At 58.4% G+C, this 18,122-nt stretch carries 14 protein-coding genes; 9 read left to right on the forward strand and 5 right to left on the reverse strand.

The features are described from left to right. The first annotated feature begins 22 nt into the window (after positions 1–22). The 5 genes from ORG26_RS18480 (at position 23) to ORG26_RS18500 (ending at position 7,553) form a co-directional block, all read left to right on the forward strand. Entirely contained in the window at positions 23–2,389 is a 2,367-nt protein-coding gene (locus ORG26_RS18480; RefSeq protein WP_266364390.1) for an OmpA family protein, read from the forward strand. 92 nt (positions 2,390–2,481) lie between these two features. Further along, entirely contained in the window at positions 2,482–3,390 is a 909-nt protein-coding gene (locus ORG26_RS18485; RefSeq protein ID WP_266364392.1) for a PorP/SprF family type IX secretion system membrane protein, read from the forward strand. 63 nt (positions 3,391–3,453) lie between these two features. Continuing rightward, positions 3,454–4,326: a glycosyltransferase family 2 protein gene (locus tag ORG26_RS18490; RefSeq protein ID WP_266364393.1), complete on the forward strand. Its 873-nt coding sequence runs from the start codon at positions 3,454–3,456 to the stop codon at positions 4,324–4,326. A 117-nt stretch (positions 4,327–4,443) separates the two neighbouring features. Next, complete coding sequence (locus ORG26_RS18495) at positions 4,444–5,625, forward strand: alpha/beta hydrolase (RefSeq protein WP_266364395.1); 1,182 nt, start codon at positions 4,444–4,446, stop codon at positions 5,623–5,625. A 56-nt stretch (positions 5,626–5,681) separates the two neighbouring features. Beyond that, positions 5,682–7,553 carry an ABC transporter ATP-binding protein gene (locus tag ORG26_RS18500; protein ID WP_266364396.1) on the forward strand — a complete coding sequence of 624 codons (1,872 nt, stop codon included), beginning with the start codon at positions 5,682–5,684 and terminating at the stop codon, positions 7,551–7,553. 97 nt (positions 7,554–7,650) lie between these two features. Here ORG26_RS18500 and ORG26_RS18505 read toward each other — a convergent pair whose 3' ends face one another. The 4 genes from ORG26_RS18505 to ORG26_RS18520 all read right to left on the reverse strand — a co-directional run bounded on the left by ORG26_RS18505 (position 7,651) and on the right by ORG26_RS18520 (position 12,284). Then, complete coding sequence (locus tag ORG26_RS18505) at positions 7,651–9,045, reverse strand: Gfo/Idh/MocA family protein (RefSeq protein WP_266364398.1); 1,395 nt, start codon at positions 9,043–9,045, stop codon at positions 7,651–7,653. 87 nt (positions 9,046–9,132) lie between these two features. Further along, positions 9,133–10,338: a chromate efflux transporter gene (chrA, locus tag ORG26_RS18510; protein ID WP_266364400.1), complete on the reverse strand. Its 1,206-nt coding sequence runs from the start codon at positions 10,336–10,338 to the stop codon at positions 9,133–9,135. 125 nt (positions 10,339–10,463) lie between these two features. Continuing rightward, positions 10,464–11,420, reverse strand: a complete 957-nt coding sequence (locus ORG26_RS18515) for an isopenicillin N synthase family dioxygenase (RefSeq protein WP_266364402.1) — start codon at positions 11,418–11,420, stop codon at positions 10,464–10,466. A 165-nt stretch (positions 11,421–11,585) separates the two neighbouring features. After that, the gene (locus ORG26_RS18520; protein WP_266364404.1) at positions 11,586–12,284 is read right to left on the reverse strand and encodes a superoxide dismutase; all 699 of its coding nucleotides are present in this window, start codon (positions 12,282–12,284) and stop codon (positions 11,586–11,588) included. 249 nt (positions 12,285–12,533) lie between these two features. On the opposite strand from ORG26_RS18520, the gene ORG26_RS18525 reads away from it, so the two are divergent. Next, positions 12,534–13,262 (forward strand): carboxypeptidase-like regulatory domain-containing protein, encoded by a 729-nt coding sequence (locus tag ORG26_RS18525; RefSeq protein WP_266364406.1) that lies wholly within the window; start codon positions 12,534–12,536, stop codon positions 13,260–13,262. Between the two features lie 150 nt (positions 13,263–13,412). Further along, positions 13,413–14,345 (forward strand): porin family protein, encoded by a 933-nt coding sequence (locus ORG26_RS18530; protein ID WP_266364408.1) that lies wholly within the window; start codon positions 13,413–13,415, stop codon positions 14,343–14,345. Here ORG26_RS18530 and ORG26_RS18535 read toward each other — a convergent pair. Beyond that, positions 14,342–15,676, reverse strand: coding sequence for a sensor histidine kinase (locus ORG26_RS18535; RefSeq protein WP_266364410.1), 1,335 nt, complete (start codon positions 15,674–15,676; stop codon positions 14,342–14,344). The genes ORG26_RS18530 and ORG26_RS18535 overlap by 4 nt on opposite strands. A gap of 220 nt (positions 15,677–15,896) precedes the next feature. Here ORG26_RS18535 and ORG26_RS18540 point away from each other — a divergent pair, with 220 nt between their 5' ends. Then, entirely contained in the window at positions 15,897–16,985 is a 1,089-nt protein-coding gene (locus ORG26_RS18540; protein WP_266364411.1) for a sensor histidine kinase, read from the forward strand. A 30-nt stretch (positions 16,986–17,015) separates the two neighbouring features. Next, positions 17,016–18,095 (forward strand): sensor histidine kinase, encoded by a 1,080-nt coding sequence (locus ORG26_RS18545; RefSeq protein WP_266364413.1) that lies wholly within the window; start codon positions 17,016–17,018, stop codon positions 18,093–18,095. The last annotated feature ends 27 nt before the right edge of the window (positions 18,096–18,122 follow it).

An 18,122-nucleotide genomic window follows, 5' to 3' on the forward strand; every position in this document is an offset into this window, starting at 1 on the left:
CTGCCTCCAAAAATCCCCCGTAATGAGTACCTCCCGAATGCTGCTCGGCGTCCTGCTGGGACTATTTTTTGTTTCGGAGACCCTGGGGCAGTCGCTTGTGAAACAGGCAGACCGCCAGCATGAACTGATGGCCTACGCCAAAGCCATCGAGCTATACGAAGAGGCGCTGATCCGTTCCTTCCTGACCGATACCGAGCGCGAACACATCTTTGAAAAGCTGGGCGACAGCTACCGTAAGGTGCAGAACCCCGAACGCGCCGAGGAAATCTACCGCGAACTGCTGAAAAGCCGCCGGGCCGACGAGCCTGCCAGCGCCGTTTTTTACCTTCATTACGCCCAGGTTCTGGCCATCAACGGCAAGTACGAAGAAGCGCAGAAAGCGTACGACGTTTACAGCAACCTGAGTACCCATGATCAGCGGGGCAAAAGCTTTTCCCGATTGTACCGGGACGTAAGCGTCCTGACGCGAAATGCCGCCAGTTATCAGGTGCATTTTCTGGATTTCAACACGCAGAGCGCCGAATTCAGCCCCATGTACTTCAGGGAAAAGGTGGTTTTTGTGTCAAATCGCCGGGAGAGCGGCGCCATCCGACGGGTTTTTACCTGGGATAACACGCCCTTTCTGGACCTGTTTGAAATGCCTCTGAAAGCGCTGGCCGCCGGAGAAACGGGCGCAGCCGGAGGGGGTCAGGAGCCCAGAACCGCCCGGCGCGAACGCCTGGTGAGGCCCTTGGGAAGCGACGATTACACGGCCAATACGTCGAATGACAGCCGCACGGCCGGCTCCTGGAACGTTCCTTCCAAAACCCAGACGTACCGTTACGAAAAAGAGGAGCAGGCCCGGGAATTCAACAGCCAGTTAAACTCCCGGTACCACGAGGGGCCGGTCGCCTTCACAAAAGACTTTTCGAAGATCTATTTTACGCGGAACAACTATTCGAAGGGCCAGTACGGCGAGAGTAAAGACGGCGTCAACAAATTGAAAATATACGTGGCGCAGGCCACCAGAAACGGGTGGACCGACGAGCAGTCCCTTTCTTTCAACAGTGAGGAATATTCCTGCGGCCATCCCACGTTGGGGCCGGATGATAAAGTGATGATTTTTGTCTCGGACAAACCCGGTGGTCAGGGCGGAACGGACCTGTACTTGAGCCGTTACGCCAAAGGCCACTGGTCGAAGCCGGTGAACCTGGGAGAAACCGTCAATACCAAAGGCAATGAAATGTTTCCCTTTCTGGATGAATTCGGAAATCTTTATTTTGCCTCAGATGGGCATGCCGGGCTTGGCGGACTGGATCTGTTCTACACCACGCTTTCGCCGGAAGGCGTCCCCGGCAAGGTATACAATCTCGGCGCGCCGCTCAATTCGCGGCAGGATGATTTCGGAATCATCACCGACGGGCAACGCCAGGCGGGCTTTTTCAGCAGTAACCGGCGCAATGGCGGAACGGACGACGATATTTACCGCTTTCGCCGGGAAGGGCCCCTGTATCCCTGCCGGGAGCTTTCGCTGAGCGTGATCGATGCGGAAAGTAAAGAGCCGCTGCCGGGCGCGACGGTCGATCTGGGCAATAACCTGACGGCGGAGGACTCCCGCAAACTGACGCTGGACAGTACCGGCCTTGCCCGCATCTGCCTCGATCCCGAATCCGATTTTGTCATGGCCGCCTCAGCCGCCGGTTATCAGTCCAGCACGGTCGGCTTCTCCACCCGGGACCTTGCGGATGACCTGCCGATCCGGATCGAAATCCCGCTCCAGCGGGCGAAACCCCAGGCTACCTTGCTGAAAGGCCGCGTTCTGGCCCAGAAAGACAGTAAACCCCTGCCGAACGTCCGGGTGGTGCTGAAATCGGACTGCGACTCAACGGCGCGGGATACGCTTTCGGCGGAAGATGGGACGTATGCCTTTCTGGTGCGGCCGGACTGCAACTACCAAATTGAAGCGTACGGCCAGAACATGGCGACCACCGGGGGCCGGGTGGATACCACCGGCACGGCGGCAACCGAACTCCGGATGCTGACCAAAGGCGATGTGGTGGCGATTGACAACATTTACTACGACCTGAACAAGTGGACGATCCGGCCCGATGCGGCGGCCGAACTCAACAAACTGGCCGAACTGATGAAAAAATATCCGAAAATGCGGATTGAACTGCGGTCGCATACCGACAGTCGCGCCTCCGCTTCGTTTAACCGGACGCTGTCTACCCGGCGGGCCATCGCGGCCGTATCGTATCTCCGGCGGCAGGGCATCGCCGGTAAACGCATGGTCGCGGCGGGGTACGGCGAGAGCAAACTGCTGAACCCGTGCCGCGACGGGGTGACCTGTTCGGAAGAAGAACACCAGCAAAACCGCCGGACGGAGTTTAAAATTCTGGCGTTAGAATAACTTTTCGGCGCGGAAAATCCGGAAAAACAGGCGACGGCTGGAGTCTGCTTTTTCTGTTCTTATCTTAGCGAACATTTTATCCCGGCCCACCCATGCTGAATCGTTTCTGGAAAATTCTGTTTGCCACCGCCGGTCTTACGGCTTCGTTCTCTCCTGCAAACGCCCAGCGGGAAGTGCTTTATGCCCAGTATTTCACCAACCCACTGACCATTAACCCGGCCTATACCGGCGTTCGGGAGAGTCTGACCATGACGGCGGTCTTCCGGCGGAAATGGCTGGGGGTTCAGGGCTTTCCCGTCACGCAGTCGCTGGGAATGGACGGGGAGGTGGGCAACAGCGGCATCGGGCTTGGCCTGCAGGCGCTGAACGACCGGATGAGTCCCTATTCAAACACGGGCATCTACGGCAGCGTGGCTTACCATATCCGTCTGGCATCCGGGGCAAAACTTTCCTTCGGCGGTTCCGGGGGCATCAATGTGCTGCCGGTATTCGACCCGGCTACGAGTGTAGGACTGAACAAGGCCCTGCCGAGTGTCGGCGTTGGCGCGCATTACGAAGGCAATACCCTCTGGCTGGGCATCTCAAAGCCCGAACTGATTGATCGGCCGCTCCGGCTGACGGGCACCAATGCCGCCCTGCAATACAACCGCCCCCTGTTTATCCAGGCCGGGGCCAAACTGCCCGCTTCCGAAGGGGTTATGCTGATGCCTTCGTTGTTGCTGACCCAGCAGCAAAGCCTGCCGCTGGGCGTCGATCTGAACCTGAAAAGCTGGTTTATGCAGAAAGTGGCGCTCGGCGTTTCCGTCCGGCTCAACAATGCCTCCCTGATCGCCCGGCAAAGTTATGTGCTCGCACTGGCCGAATACCAGCTCGCGAATACCATCCGGGTAGGCTACAATTACAGCAGTCGGACGGCCGAGAACCCGTTTTTCCCGCAGCGGAGCGTACATGAACTGGTTTTCCGCTACACGCCGAGTCCGATGCTGTTTCAGTACCGGTAAGGGCCAAAGTGGCCTTGCCGTTTAAAGTGGCCGCTTCGTCCGAAAACTTCCTACCTTTGCGGCATGAAAGTAGCCGGATTTACCTTTATCCGCAATGCCCGGAAGTACGACTATCCCATTGTTGAAGCCATAACGTCTATTCTGCCCGTTTGTGACGAATTCGTGGTGGCCGTCGGGCAGTCCGACGACGATACCCGGGCGATGATCGAGGCGATTGATTCCTCTAAAATCCGCATTCTGGACACCGTTTGGGACGATTCCCTGCGCGAAGGAGGCCGGGTGCTGGCCGCTGAAACCGACAAGGCCCTGGCTGCCATCTCACCCGACGCCGACTGGGCGTTCTACATCCAGGGCGACGAAGTGATGCACGAACGCTACCTGCCTGTAGTTCATCAGGCGATGGAGCAGTACCTGAACCAGCCGGAAGTGGAGGGACTGCTGTTTCAGTACAAACATTTTTACGGCTCATACCGCTACGTGGCCGACTCCCGGCGCTGGTACCGGCGCGAGATTCGTATCGTCCGGAATACGGGTCAGGTGGCTTCCTACCGCGATGCGCAGGGCTTCCGGACGAAGGACAACCGCAAGCTGGCCGTCCGGCTGATCGATGCGGTGATGTACCATTACGGCTGGGTGCGTCCGCCGCAAACCCAGCGTGACAAGCGGGCCGATTTCGAAAAATACTGGACACCGGACTCGGGAATGGAGCGGGTTCGGGAAGAAATCGCCGACTTCGACTACAGCCAGGTCGATTCGCTGGCCCTGTTCACCGAAACCCACCCGGCTGTTATGCTGCCCCGCATCGCCGGAATGGACTGGCAGTTTGACTTTGACATCCGCCAGAAAAAGTTGTCCCTGAAAAACCGATTGCTGAAAGGCATCGAAGACACTACCGGCTGGCGGGTCGGCGAATACCGAAACTACCGGCTGCTTTAGGTTCTGTAAACCAGGAGATAATAGCTAAAAGAAAAGTTGTACGAAATTTTTCGTAGTTAAAAAGCAACCTTCTTTTCGCTAGAGAACTCTTTGGGAGGATAACCAATACTTCCTCTCATGAACGCCGTTGCGCAGACCATCCGCATCTCTGTCATTTTCCTGCTTCTGTCCATCCCGCCTTTGCTGGCTCAGTCCGTCACTACTCCCGAGCCGACCGGTGCCTACGGGGTGGGCCGCCGTCTGCTGGAATGGACGGACGAATCCCGCCGGGAGCCGGCCGATTCCACCCAACCCCGCCGTCTGCCCATCTGGGTCTGGTATCCGGCTCCAAAACAACCGGCCAGTAAAGCCGAACGGCCTTTGCCGGACGACTGGGCCGCCGCCCAGAACGCTTACCTGAGCACCAAAATAGGCGCGGAAGGGGCTGCTTTTCTGAACCAATTGACCATTCGGGCAGTCACGGCGGCACCGGTCTCGCCGGGAAACGAGGCCTTTCCGGTACTGGTGTTTGGCCCCGGGCATACCTGGCTGCCTACCGATTACAGCACACTGGTCGAAGAACTCGTGAGCCACGGCTTCGTGGTGGTCGGTTATGTTCCGACGGGTCTGGCCAGCGCGACCCGGTTGCAGAATGGCCGTATTTTCAAACAGTCGCTCGACATTCATCAGCAGGATGTCTGTTTTGACGACGCCCTGTTTGTCCGGCGGAATCTGAAGGTCCTCGACGCGCCGGGGAGCTGGCTGCGTGGTCGGCTGGCGCTTGATAAAGTAGGCGCATTCGGCCATTCACAGGGCGGCGCGGCGGCGGTGGTGGCCGGCGCGCGGGACAGCACCATCCGGGCGGTGGTGAATCTGGACAGTGACCTGATGGGTACGGCGCTGCGCGTTCGGATGCTGCAGCCCGCTTTGATGATCAGCCACGACGAGCGCCCGGACCTGGCCGCCGAAACGCAGGAAGGCTTCCGCCGCGGCCGGGAACGCAGCGAGTACCGCCGCCACGCCGACTGGGTGCGGGCTACGGACAAGGCTCCGGTTGCCCTGCGGCTCCGGATCGACCATACCCAGCACATGAACTTCGCGGACCTGGCCCTGATTCCGCCCGGGGTCATGAGCCCGCCCCAGCGCCGCAATCGCCTGGGTACCCTGGACGGTCGCCGGAGCCTGCGGGTAGCCGCCGACCTGACCCGCCTGTTCTTCGATCAGGTTTTGAAACGGGGCGAACCGCTGAAGCTGGAAATCATCGAAAAAACGTACCCGGACGTGCAGGCGTTGCTCTGGAAGGGATATCCGTTCTATTAGCTGACTGTCAGCGGGCTGGTGAACTAATTGCCGTCCTATTTTGTGAATAAAGAGGTATGGCAAAAAATTCTAAGCCTGTCGATCATGGAGGTGCCAGAAACGGGGCGGCTCCGGCGACTGATAAAAACCTTAACTGGCGTGACCGTTTCGCGGCCCTGCGCAATCTGCCCGCTTTCTTCCGCATGGCGTGGCAGGCTTCACCCGCTCTTTTCCTGGGCAACGTCCTGACCCGTCTGATCCGGGCGGCGATGCCTGCTTTGACGCTTTATATCGGAAAACTGCTCATCGACGAGGTGGTTCGGCTGGCCGGTATTACCGGGGAGCGCGACACCGGCTATCTCTGGGAACTGGTGGCCGCAGAGTTTGGCCTCGCCATTCTGGCCACCGCCCTGGGGCGGCTGACGGGCCTGCTCGATGCGCTGCTGGGCGATTTGGTGACCAACCGGACGTCCGTGCGCCTGATGGAGCACGCCGCCACGCTGGACCTCGAACAGTTCGAAGACGCGACCTTTTACGACAAGCTCGAACGGGCGCGTCGGCAGACCACCGGACGTTCGTTTCTGCTTTCGCAGGTCTTCGGGCAGGGGCAGGAGCTTATTTCGGTCGGATTTCTGGCGGCCGGTCTGATGGTTTACAATCCGTGGCTGTTGTTGCTCCTGCTGCTGGCCGTTACGCCCGCTTTTATCGGCGATAATTATTTCAACCAGCAAAGCTATTCGCTGTCGCGGAGCTGGACGCCCGAACGCCGCGAACTGGATTACCTCCGGTACGTGGGAGCTTCGGACGAAACGGCGAAGGAAGTCAAGATTTTCGGCCTGTCTGGCTTTCTGATCGAGCGCTTCCGGTCGCTTTCGTGGCAGTATTATCTAAAAAACCGGGCTTTGTCGGTGCGGCGCGCGGGCTGGGGTACGGTCCTCACGGCCCTCGGGACGGCGGGTTACTACGGAGCCTACGTCTGGATTGTCGCCCGGGCCATTGGCGGGCAGATCACCATCGGCGACCTGACGTTTCTGGCAGGTTCGTTCCGGCAACTGCGGTCTTCGATGGAAGGGATTTTGCTGCAATTCAGCAGTCTGACGCAGGAGGCGATCTACTTGCAGGACCTGTTCGATTTTTTCGAAATAAAGCCGCTGATTCACTCGCCCTCCAAAGCGCTGCCTTTTCCCAGGCCGATTCGGGAAGGGTTTACGTTCGAAGGGGTCGGCTTCAAGTATACCAACTCCGAGCGCTGGGCCCTGCGGAACCTGTCGTTTACGCTGTATCCGGGCGAAAAGCTGGCGCTGGTGGGCGAGAACGGGGCCGGAAAAACCACGCTCGTCAAACTGCTGGCCCGACTCTACGACCCGGCGGAAGGCCGCATCCTGCTCGACGGCCACGATCTGCGCGATTACGACCTGAACGACCTGCGGCGCAATGTCGGCGTCATTTTTCAGGATTATGTCCGGTTCAAAATGTCGGCGGGCATCAACATTGCCGTGGGCGACATCGACGAGCGGACCAACCAGCCGCGCATTGAAACCTCCGCCCAGCGGAGTCTGGCCGACACGGTGATAGCCAAACTGCCCGCTGGCTACGAGCAGCAACTGGGACGCAGCTTCAATAAAGGCGTGGAATTGTCGGGCGGAGAGTGGCAGAAAGTGGCCCTTGGCCGCGCTTACATGCGCGATGCGCAGGTGCTGATTCTCGACGAACCGACCGCCGCCCTCGACGCCCGGGCCGAGTACGAAGTGTTCCAGCGTTTTGCGGCGCTGACCGAAGGAAAGTCGTCGGTCATCATCTCGCACCGCTTCTCCACCGTCCGCATGGCCGACCGGATTCTGGTCCTCGAAGGCGGACAGCTCCTCGAAATCGGCAGTCACTCCGAACTCCTCCTGAAAGACGGCCGGTACGCCGAACTCTTCCAGCTCCAGGCCCGAGGTTACCAGTAGGGAGTTAAGAGTCAAAAATTAAGAGTTAAAAGTAAGCTCCGCTTAGTCAGGAAGCCTGCTTCGGCGGAGCCTACTTTTAACTCTTAATTTTTGACTCTTAACTTTCTTTGGGTTCGGGGCCGCGGAAGGCGTCTCGTTTTTTCACTTCGGGCAGCTTGACGGGGCGGCCTTCGCGGGCGGACTGGTAGATGGCTTCCATGATGCGCTGGTCCTGAAGTCCTTCTTCGCCGGGGGTGAAAGGCGGTTTATTTTCTTTGACGCATTCCGAAAAATGGTCCATTTCGGTAGCGAACTGGTTTTTCTGCCCCAGATTCGGCTGGTCCTTGTGTTCCACCTTGCCCTCGGCCCAGGCCACTTCCATGCGGATGCCTTCGTACGGGAAAGCCGGGTCCAGACCCATCCAGCCGCGGTCGGCGTGCACCCGGTAGCGGCGGGATTCGTGCACGCCGTAGTGCGTGGCACAACTGGCGTGAATGCCGCTGGGAAACTTCATCTGCCAGGACATCAGTTCTTCGACCTCCCGGAAACGGGCGTCGCCGGGCGTGCTGTACTGGTAGCCGAACACCTCGGTCGGTTCTTCACCCAGCAGAAAGCGGATGGTGTTGAGGCAATACAGACCAATGTCCGGCAACGCTCCCCCGCCCGCCAGGGCCTTGATGTGCCGCCAGTGCTGCGGATTGGCCGAATTCTGGTTATTGACCGCTTCGATAAACTTCACTTCCCCGTATTTCTTTTCGCGCACCATCTGCCGCAGCATCCGGTTGTTCGGTTCATACTGAATCCGGTAGGCGATCATCAGTTTCCGGTCCGCGCGGCGGCAGGCGTCGATCATGGCCTGACATTCCTGCGAGGAGTTAGCCATCGGCTTTTCGCAAAGCACGTGCTTGCCCGCCTGCGCCGCCCGGATCGTGTACTCGGCATGCATCGAGTTGGGAAGCACGATGTAGACCACCTGAACCGCCGGATTGTCGCGGAGCCGGTCGAAGTTCTCGTAGCTGTAACAGTTTTCGGGCTTTACGCCGTACTGCTGGGCCACTTTCCGCATCTTTTCCGGGCTGCCGCTGACCAGCGCAACCAGTTTTGATTTCTTGCTTTCCCCAAACGCAGGCAGCAGTTCGTCGAGCGACAGGTGCCCCAGCCCGACGATGGTATAGCCGACGCGTTGATCGTCGGGCAGGGGAGCTGGTGTTTCCGATTGTCGTTCGGTTTTGGCCTTCCACGCCTCTAGTTCGATGGGTTCGCCCGGTTTGTCGGGGACTTTTGCCGGAGGAGAAACCCACTGGGACGAGGGAACCCGGGTGCCGTCCTGGGCGGTGTAGACCGTCGGGCGGTTGCGGGTGGAGGATTGTCCCGTTTTGCAGGAAGCGGCTAATCCGCCCAGCGCCCCGGCGGCCAACCCCCGGCCTGTAAAATGAAGAAATTGCTGGCGGGAGAGGCCTGCCGATTCGGATTCCTGCCGGAAAAGGCGCAGGAAATGGTCAAGTTGTTTCATAACGTCGGAACCTGGATTACACAGATTTATGGAATTAACCACATGAGCGGCAATCCTGTTACTCAAATGAAGCTGTGTAATTCAGGTTCAGAGCACAAACCCCAGCACCAGACCGCCCAGGATCAGCAGGTACGGCGGAATTTTGGAAAACTCCAGCAGCAAAATGGTGATAATGACCACAACCGCCGAGGGCCAGTGGTCGGACATGGGCTGGAAGAGGGTCAGGGCGGCGGCGGCGGTCAGGCCGGTGCTGGCGGCGTTGATGCCCTCCAGAGACGCCCGCACGACGCGGTATCGCTTCAACTGGTTCCAGAAGCGGTAAACAAAGAAGATCAGGAACGTACCGGGCAGAAAAATGCCCATAGTGGCTGTCAGACTGCCCAGCAACTGTCCGGATAGCCCTTCCGAGCGCATAGATAAGGTGCCGATGTAAGACGCAAAGGCAAAAACCGGCCCGGGAATCGTCTGCACCAGGGCCAGCCCCGACAGAAACTCTTCCCGACTCAGGTATTTTTTGAATTCGACAAACTCGTTGTAAAGCATCGGCGTGAGTACCTGTCCGCCGCCAAAAACGAGGCTTCCGTTGCGGTAGAAGTTCTCAAACAGACGCACCGGCAGCGACTGCGTAACCGCCCCGAGTACGGCCGCCCCGATCAGGACGCCCAGCCAGAGGAAGAAATTCGCCCACTGAATGCGAATCGGGGCTTTTTCCATCACCTGCTGTTTTCGGTAGGTCATGGCGGTGGCCAGTCCTCCCGCGACAATCACGATGGGCGTCATGAACGGCGACGGAAAGGCGTAGGCCGTCAGGGCCGAGACAATAGCCAGCACCAGATCGAGCTGGTTGTGAATGACTTTGCGGGCAATGCGGTAGCCGGCTACGATCAGAAAGCCGACGGCCATTGGCTGAATAAACCGCGTGAAATTGAGCGAAATGGCGTTTTGTTCCGAATAAAAAATGCCGATTCCGGCGGCGGTCATCAGCAGCACGGCGGGCAGCGACCAGATGAGCAGGGTGATGTAGGCGAGGTTCGGCCCGCCAATTTTGAAACCGAGCGCCGTAATGGTTTGCGTGGAGGTAGGGCCGGGAAGAATCTGGCAGAGCGCGTTCAGCTCCATCAGTTCCTCTTCGGTCAGGTAGCGCCGTTTTGTTACCAGCCGGTCGAGCATCATCGCCAGGTGCACCTGTGGTCCGCCAAAGGTGGTACAGGCCAGAATGAAGACATCTTTCAGGAAAATGAGGTAACGAATCCGGCGGACGGGGGCGACGTGGGGCTGGGGGGATAGGGCCATAACCGGAAGGAGGTTTCTCGCAGATGTTCGCGGATTAAGTTACGCGGATTTACGCAGATTTTACCAGCGATCTGCGTGAATCCGCGTTCGAAATCGGCGTTCATCGGCGAGAAACAGTACAATCATCAGCTTTTCTTCAGCCCCAGTTCGCGCAGCCGCTCATCCAGAAACTCACCGGCGGTCATGTCGGCGTAAAGTTTCGGCTGTTCGGTGGTGACGCAGCTTTCCAGACAGGTCAGGTTCATGTCGCCGCGGGGGTGCATGAAGAACGGAATAGAATAGCGCGGGGTGTTCATCTTCTCGCGGGGCGGGTTCACCACGCGGTGGATGGTCGATTTGAGTTTGTGGTTGGTCAGCCGGTCGAGCATGTCACCGACGTTGATAATCACCTGGTCGGGAAGCGCCGTAATGGGAATCCACTGGCCGTCGCGGCGCAGCACCTCCAGCCCTTCGGCCGAAGCGCCCATCAGCAGCGTGATGAGGTTGATATCCCCGTGGGCGGCGGCCCGTACGGCCCCTTCCGGAACAACATCCGGGTTCAGCGGGAAGTAGTGGATGGCCCGCAGGATGCTGTCGCCGTTTTTGACTTTATCCTCAAAATAGTCCTCCGGCAGTTCGAGGTACAGGGCAATGGCCCGCAGCAGCGTCTTGCCGGCATTTTCAAGCGTCCGGTACGTTTCGACGGTGTGTTCCCTGAACTGGGGAAATTCTTCCGGGAAGACGTTTCCCGGCATGCCGTCGACGGGGTCAGGCTGCCCGACATGATAAAACTCCTTCAGATCGGCCACCTTGAAGCCTTTGGCCGTTTCTTTGCCTTTACCGACATAGCCGCGCTGGCCGTGCAGTTCGGGGTGTTCGTATTTCTGCTTTACTTCGTCCGGCGCCTGGAAAAATTCCTGAACCGAACCGTACAGTTTCCCGGTCAGGTCGTCGGTCAGACCATGATTTTTGAGTGCAATGAAACCAATGTTGTTAAAAGCCGCGCCGAGATCACGCACAAATTTCGCCTTCCGCTCCGGGTCTCCCGAGTTAAAATCGGCCAAATCCAGCGACGGAATCTCGTCATACAGGATGTCGCTCATTGTTGATGTAAGTTTTTGGCAAAGATAAGACTTCAAAGGTAAATTAGTCGTAAGTGCAGAAGTCGTAAGTCGTAAGTCGGCAAGTCGTAAGTGGCTCCGCCAGTTCAACATTGAGGCGGAGCTACTTACGACTTGCCGACTTACGACTTACCGACTTTTCGACTGTTAAACCGCCTTTCCGTATAATTCTTCCACTTTGTCCCAGTTCACGACGTTCCACCAGGCCGTGATGTAATCGGGGCGTTTGTTCTGGTATTTAAGGTAGTAGGCGTGTTCCCAGACATCGAGGCCCAAGATGGGTGTTCCTTTCTTCTCGGCCACGGCCATCAGTGGGTTGTCCTGGTTCGGCGTCGAGGTGATTTCCAGGTTTTTACCGTCCACGATCAGCCAAGCCCAGCCGGAACCGAAGCGGCCCGTAGCGGCTTTGGCAAACTCTTCTTTAAACTTATCGAACGACCCGAATTTCTGGTTGATGGCCGCCGCGACCCGGCCTTTGGGCTGGCCTCCGGCTTTCGGGGCCATCAGGCTCCAGAAGAACGTGTGATTCCAGTGTCCCCCGCCGTTGTTGCGGAGGGCCGCCGGGCTCTTGCCGTCAATTTTTTTCACCAGTTCGTCAATCGACATCTTGGCCATGTCTGTCCCGGCTACGGCCTTGTTGAGGTTATCGACGTAGGTTTTGTGGTGCCGTCCGTGGTGAATTTCCATCGTCTGACGGTCAATGTGCGGTTCCAGTGCGGCGGCATCGAAGGGGAGAGGGGCCAGGGTGAACGGGCCGGACTGCTGCGTAGGCCGACCAAGCGTGCGGAAGGCGGTCAGACTCAGGGCGCTGCCAAAGGCAATTTGCAGAAACTCATTACGGGTCATGTCAGCTCTGTTTTGTTCGGGATGAATAGAATGTGGCTATCCGTTGATAGCGGCTTTAGACAACAAATAAACGGGTTTTTGGGAAAAAACGGGTACGGCTTCGCCTTCGGCTTTTAGCGTTTCAGGCAATCAACCATCCGGTTCGCGGCAGTCACGGCTGGCTTCCGCCCCCGACAAACCCACCTTTGCCGGGTAAACAACAAACAACTGGATAACCCAAATGGCCTGCGGTTGTCGGTAAATTATTCCATGAAAAGCTTACTCACGAAAATGACGGCCGGACTCCTGCTGTTGGGGGCGACCGCCTGCGAAGAACACAACCACAACCACGGACCAGCGCCCCGAAGCGGTTACGTGACCGGCAAGGCAACGGACATCCAGGGCCGCCCGCTGGCCGGAGCCCGGATCGTGGTCAACAACACCCAGTTCCACAACAGCAACATCCTGGGCCAGACCGACGCCTCGGGACGCTACGAACTGCGGACCACGCCCGGCTCCTGGTACGTGCGCGGCACAACCCAACTAACCTTCGACGGAAAGTCCTACACGCTCGATCTGCATCCGGACGGGGACGAGGCTTTTGCCGGCAGCGACGGCGCCGTCCGGAACCTGAGCCTGAAGCTGGCCGGTCCGCGAACGGGCGAGTTTGGGAACGACGGCTTTTATGGCGGCCAGATCGAAGTTTTTACCTGGGGACTCGAAACCGAACAGGTTGAACTGACGCTGGAACCGGCGGGCAAACTCCTCGACGGCAGCACGGGCAAAACCCTCACCCGCAAACCCCAGAACATGTACATCGACGACGTGCCACTGGGAAAATACAAAATCACGGCCCGCTACGGCAGCGCAAAAAAGCCGCTCAACGTACGAATCCGGAATAAAAATCAGACCTATGCGCCCTCCGTAACGGACAGCTTCGACCCGGCTTATCCGGGTGCGGAGGGACGCTACAAACTGAATGTGGAAGTGGAGTTGTAGCCGGAAACAAGCCGCTGCCCGGCACTCCGGACATCGTTTTGTACAACTCAACGGGCGAAAACTCCGCTTAATCCAGCCAACGAATGGTCCTGTGTTTACGGGACGCCAATTTTACAACGTAAACAACAAAAAAACGCGTAAGCGTATCCCATGAAAACATTTCTCACACTCATTGCTCTGGCCGTAGTACCCCTGGGCCTGTCGGCTCAAACCAAAACGACAACCGCCAAAAAGCCCGTCCCGGCAGCGGTAAAGACAACAACGACCAAACCGGCGGCGCGTCCGGCGGCCACCACCGCCCGGTCAGCCGCCAAACCGGCCCCGGCACGTCCGACCTCCGTTCAGAAAACGGCGGTGGTCGCTCAGGCCGACAAAGCGACCAAACCCGCAGCGACCACGGCCACGCAGGCGACCGCTCCTGCTAAACCGCAATCGACTACCACCGCGGCAACGGCCCAGCCTCAGAAACCGGCCCGCACGGCCTCGGTCGCGCCGGTGGTGGCCGGGGAGGAGAGCCGCTTCCGGATTGGTTTCCGGGTAGGCGGTAATGCTTCCACGTTTGGCGGGGTCAACGATTCGCAACTGGGCGGCGGTGTCAGCATCGAGCGGGTCATGGGCTTCCACGGCGGGCTGGTCATCAACATCGGCGGGCCGAAGTTCTCCGTGCAACCCGAAATCCTGTATTCGCAGTACGGCTTCAAGATCGCGGCTGGCTCGGAATACCTCAAGTTTAAATACAACATGGTGGAAGTGCCCATTCTGGCAAAAGCGAGTTTTGGCAAACCCGGTATGAAGGTGTTTGTCAACGCCGGGCCGGTGGTGTCGTACGTCCTCAACGGCACGATGTCGTACAGCGCCAGCGGCGAAACGGGTTCGCAGCCCCTGGATATGAAGAACGAAGGCCGCGTGGCGTACGGGGCAGCCGGCGGGCTGGGCATCTCGCTGGCCGCAGGACCGGGCCGGGTTTCGGTCGAAGGCCGCTACAACTACCTCATGAACGGCTCGACGGCCGACGGCACGAAGCTGACGCCCCAGAATGCCATGCTGTCGGTGAGCTACCAGTTGCCGCTGGGTGGCCGTTAATCCCGGCGGGTCATCGCCACGGGCTGCGGCATCAGCAGAGGCAGCGTCACCCGAAACCAGCCGTCCCGTTCTTCAATGATCGGGGCGGGCTGGTTCAGGAGGCGATATTTGACCGCAATATTCGACAGGCCGACGCCATTGGACTCTACCCGGAGCTTCTTCCGTTGCAGGTTGTTTTCCATCACCAGCTGGCGGTCTTCCGTCGTCCGGATGCGGATGGTCAGCGGGTGGTCGGGCAGGATAATGTTGTGCTTGACCGCGTTTTCCAGCAACAACTGAAGCGTCAGGGGCGGGAGCAGGGCCTCCAGATCGGCCGGACTGATGTCGATGTGCAGGTCCACGCTGTTGCCGAACCGGGTCCGGAGCAGGTGAAAATACGATTCGATGAACGACATTTCGATTCCGAGCGTGGTCAGTTCGTGTTCGTTGCTTCGTAAAAGATAGCGATACACGCTGGAAAGTTCGTTGACAAAATCCTCGGCCTGCTGCGGGCTGTCTTCAATCAGCGACGAGAGCGTATTCAGGCTGTTGAACAGAAAATGCGGGTTGATCTGGCTCTGCAACGCCCGCATCTGCGCCTCCGTTTTTTCCTGTTTAAGCTGCTGGAGCGTGAGGTTGGCTTCCAGTTGTTCGCGGTGGCGCTGTTCGCGTTCTCGTTCGAGCACGAGCGCCTGCCGGACGGATTCGCGACGGTGCCGGTAGGAAATTCCCAGCGCAAAAAAGATCAGGTCCAGCACCACCCCCGACTGAATCCAGAAATCCGGATGTTTCCAGGACAGGGCCTGCAACTGCAGCGCCGGGTCCCGCAGCAGCAGCGCGAGCGCTACCGAGTGGTTGAGCAGCAGGGCAGCGGTTCCGGCCACAAAAAAACGGGCCACCATGTCCTTCGAGCGGATGAACGTCACGACAATATACGCCCCGATGGCCACCAGCGAGAACCGGACGGGCTGCAGCAGAATCTGGTGCAGCGGGGTCTGCCAGAAATCCGTAAACAGGTAGACGTAGGTTTTGGTAACGCAGTAGAACACCATCGCCCACTGCACCCATTTCACCGCGCGCAGCAGATGGGGCCGGTCCCGCAGATTCAGGAAAAGCTTCGCCAGTTCCAGGTACAGGATGTAGCCGGAGTAGGACAGCAGCAGCTTGTAAAAATTGGCGATATTGTAAGAAAGCGCGTAGTGATTGACGTTGAAATAAGCCGCCCAGACGAGGGTATAAATGGTGTAAATGGCGTAAATCCGTTCGCGGTACATGAACCACTGCACGCCGTTAGCCAGAAACATGGCGAGGACCATGCCCAGAAAAATCGGGGACGACTCCTGAAAAGTCATTGCGGCTATACTGGATTAGAGGAGGTTATAAATTTTCCGAAAGTACAAAAAAAGCCGATTGACGGCGAAAAGGATTACGTATACGGCTCATGCGAAGGGTGAACTACGGTTCAGTACCGGATTCGACGCATTGAGACATCTAGTTCGTCAACTGGTCCTCATTTCTTTGCGGGCATTCACCCCTGCCAATTATCTTTGAAAAAGTAAACCAACCAATCCCTTGCAACCAGAGAAACAACATACAGGCACACTCGTCGGCGTCGATCCGCAGCAGGATAAGTGGCTGCGAATCATCGGCATTCCGGTGGCGGTGCTGCCGTTTGTCTTTTTTTACCTGGAAGAATACGGCTACGACTGGCGCCTGTTTCTGATGACGTTTGTCTGGGGAGTGGTTTCGACGGCGACGGCCTGGTGGGTCCTGTTCTGGTGGGTCATGCGGGTCCGGTCGCGCTTCACCCGCAAGTCCGAAACGGGCCGGCGCGTCTTCTGGACCTTTGCGGGCTATTCCCTGTTTACCCTCATCCTGCAGCCCGCCGAAACCTGGGGCATCACGCAGATCGACCTGACGGGCCTGATGGCCGAACCCGAGTTTCCCCGGACGTACGTGATCCACATCTGCCTGGCCCTGACGTTTGTCATCATCGTCGGCGGGTATTACGAAGTCACCTACTACCTGTACCTCTACCGGCAGGCCGTGGCCGAGTCGGAGGCTTTCCAGAAAGCGCGGCTGCAAAGCCAGCTCGACGGGCTGAAAAACCAGGTGAACCCGCATTTTCTGTTCAACAGCCTCAATTCGCTCTCGGCGCTGATCTGGGAAGACCGGCAGCGGGCCGGAGAGTTTCTGGACGAACTGGCCACGGTGTACCGCTACCTGCTGCAGTCGAGCCAGTGCCGCCTGATGCCGCTGCGCAACGAGACCAACTTCATCCGCTCTTTTTTCTTCCTGCTGCAAACCCGCTACGGCGCCGCGCTGGAACTGGAACTGGAGACCCGCAACGCCCCGAAAAATCGCTACCTGCCGCCGATGACGCTCCAGATTCTGGTCGAAAATGCCATCCGGCACAACGTCACCGAAGCCGACCGGCCGCTGCGAATCCGGGTGGAAGTGGGTCAGGAAACCATCATTGTCACCAATACGATTCAGCGGAAAAAAGACCCGGTGGCCCGGCTCTCGGGCGGGCTCTCGCACCTGGACACGCTCTATGGCACCCTGGGCCTGTCGCGCCCCCGCATCACGGACGACGGCCGGACGTTTCGGGTCGAACTGGAACTTGCTCAGGATACCGAAGATTTGGTAGCTTTGTCGTAAGTCCGCCAGGAAGGCCGGACGCTACCAGCCTTGAAGACCACACCGTTCACCCGTCGGGATACCGTTTTTGCTCTGGGTATCCTGCCGCTTTACTATCTGCTGCTGAACTACCTGCTTTTCGGAGAGGTATATTTCCGGCGGGCAGACGTTTTTGTGCTTTCCTCGATTGGGGTCCTGCTGGTCTGGACGCCGGTCTATTTTCTGCACGCCCTTCCGGCGGGTTACCTGCGCCGGTGGTATCCGGATGTCCGGCACATCTGGCGACGGCTACTGCTGGGTCTCCTGATTCACGTAGTACTGTCGTCCCTCGCCATTCTTCTGCTTTTTTACGGGTACGAATGGAGCGACTTTCCGGGCTATACCTTCAGCGAAACCCGGCTTTACACGGCTTTGCTCTGCGGTTTGGCCGGAGAACTGATCGTCGGGCTGGTCCACGAAAGTCTGTACACCTTCGAGCGCTGGTCGCAGACGTTGAGCGAAACCGAGAAGTACCGCCGGGCCAGCCTGCAAAGCCAGCTCGAAAGTTTGAAACAGCAGATCAATCCGCATTTCCTGTTCAACAGCCTCAACTCGCTTTCGTCCCTGATCGACGACGACCCGGAGCGGGCCGACGAATTCATTGAAGAACTGTCGAGCGTGTACCGCTACCTGCTCAAAACGAACGAGGGTGAACTGACGACCCTGGCGGCCGAGCTGCGCTTTATCCAGTCGTATTTTCACCTCCAGCACACGCGGTACGGCAGCGGGTTGTCCCTGCATGTCCAGGTGACGGAGGAATTTATGGCGATGCTGCTGCCTCCGCTGACACTGCAACTGCTGGTAGAAAACGCCATCAAGCACAACGTCGTGGCGGCGGACCAGCCCCTGGAAATCTGGATTGAAACCAGCCTACCGGAAGCGGCCGAGGGGGAGCCGGTGCCGGGCTACCTGCGCGTTCGGAACAACCTGCAGCGGCGGGCCAGCCGGGTGCTGTCCAACGGGGTGGGACTGACCAACATCGAAACCAAGTACGATCTGCTGGGACGGCACAAAATCCGAATCAGTAACGAAGACGGGCAGTTTTCGGTAACTTTGCCGTTGCTGGCCTCCCAGCCGGTCTTTCAGGTATAAACCCGGATCGATTCGCGGACACCAGCA

Origin of the sequence: Tellurirhabdus rosea (genome assembly GCF_026278345.1) — a bacterium.
Taxonomy (GTDB): Bacteria; Bacteroidota; Bacteroidia; order Cytophagales; family Spirosomataceae; genus Tellurirhabdus; species Tellurirhabdus rosea.

Excerpts from the sequence above, each read along its gene's own strand:
- ORG26_RS18480 (WP_266364390.1), top strand. The coding sequence starts at position 23 with ATGAGTACCTCCCGAATGCTGCTCGGCGTCCTGCTGGGACTATTTTTT.
- ORG26_RS18485 (WP_266364392.1), top strand. The coding sequence starts at position 2,482 with ATGCTGAATCGTTTCTGGAAAATTCTGTTTGCCACCGCCGGTCTTACG.
- ORG26_RS18490 (WP_266364393.1), top strand. The coding sequence starts at position 3,454 with ATGAAAGTAGCCGGATTTACCTTTATCCGCAATGCCCGGAAGTACGAC.
- ORG26_RS18495 (WP_266364395.1), top strand. The coding sequence starts at position 4,444 with ATGAACGCCGTTGCGCAGACCATCCGCATCTCTGTCATTTTCCTGCTT.
- ORG26_RS18500 (WP_266364396.1), top strand. The coding sequence starts at position 5,682 with ATGGCAAAAAATTCTAAGCCTGTCGATCATGGAGGTGCCAGAAACGGG.
- ORG26_RS18505 (WP_266364398.1), bottom strand. The coding sequence starts at position 9,045 with ATGAAACAACTTGACCATTTCCTGCGCCTTTTCCGGCAGGAATCCGAA.
- chrA (WP_266364400.1), bottom strand. The coding sequence starts at position 10,338 with ATGGCCCTATCCCCCCAGCCCCACGTCGCCCCCGTCCGCCGGATTCGT.
- ORG26_RS18515 (WP_266364402.1), bottom strand. The coding sequence starts at position 11,420 with ATGAGCGACATCCTGTATGACGAGATTCCGTCGCTGGATTTGGCCGAT.
- ORG26_RS18520 (WP_266364404.1), bottom strand. The coding sequence starts at position 12,284 with ATGACCCGTAATGAGTTTCTGCAAATTGCCTTTGGCAGCGCCCTGAGT.
- ORG26_RS18525 (WP_266364406.1), top strand. The coding sequence starts at position 12,534 with ATGAAAAGCTTACTCACGAAAATGACGGCCGGACTCCTGCTGTTGGGG.
- ORG26_RS18530 (WP_266364408.1), top strand. The coding sequence starts at position 13,413 with ATGAAAACATTTCTCACACTCATTGCTCTGGCCGTAGTACCCCTGGGC.
- ORG26_RS18535 (WP_266364410.1), bottom strand. The coding sequence starts at position 15,676 with ATGACTTTTCAGGAGTCGTCCCCGATTTTTCTGGGCATGGTCCTCGCC.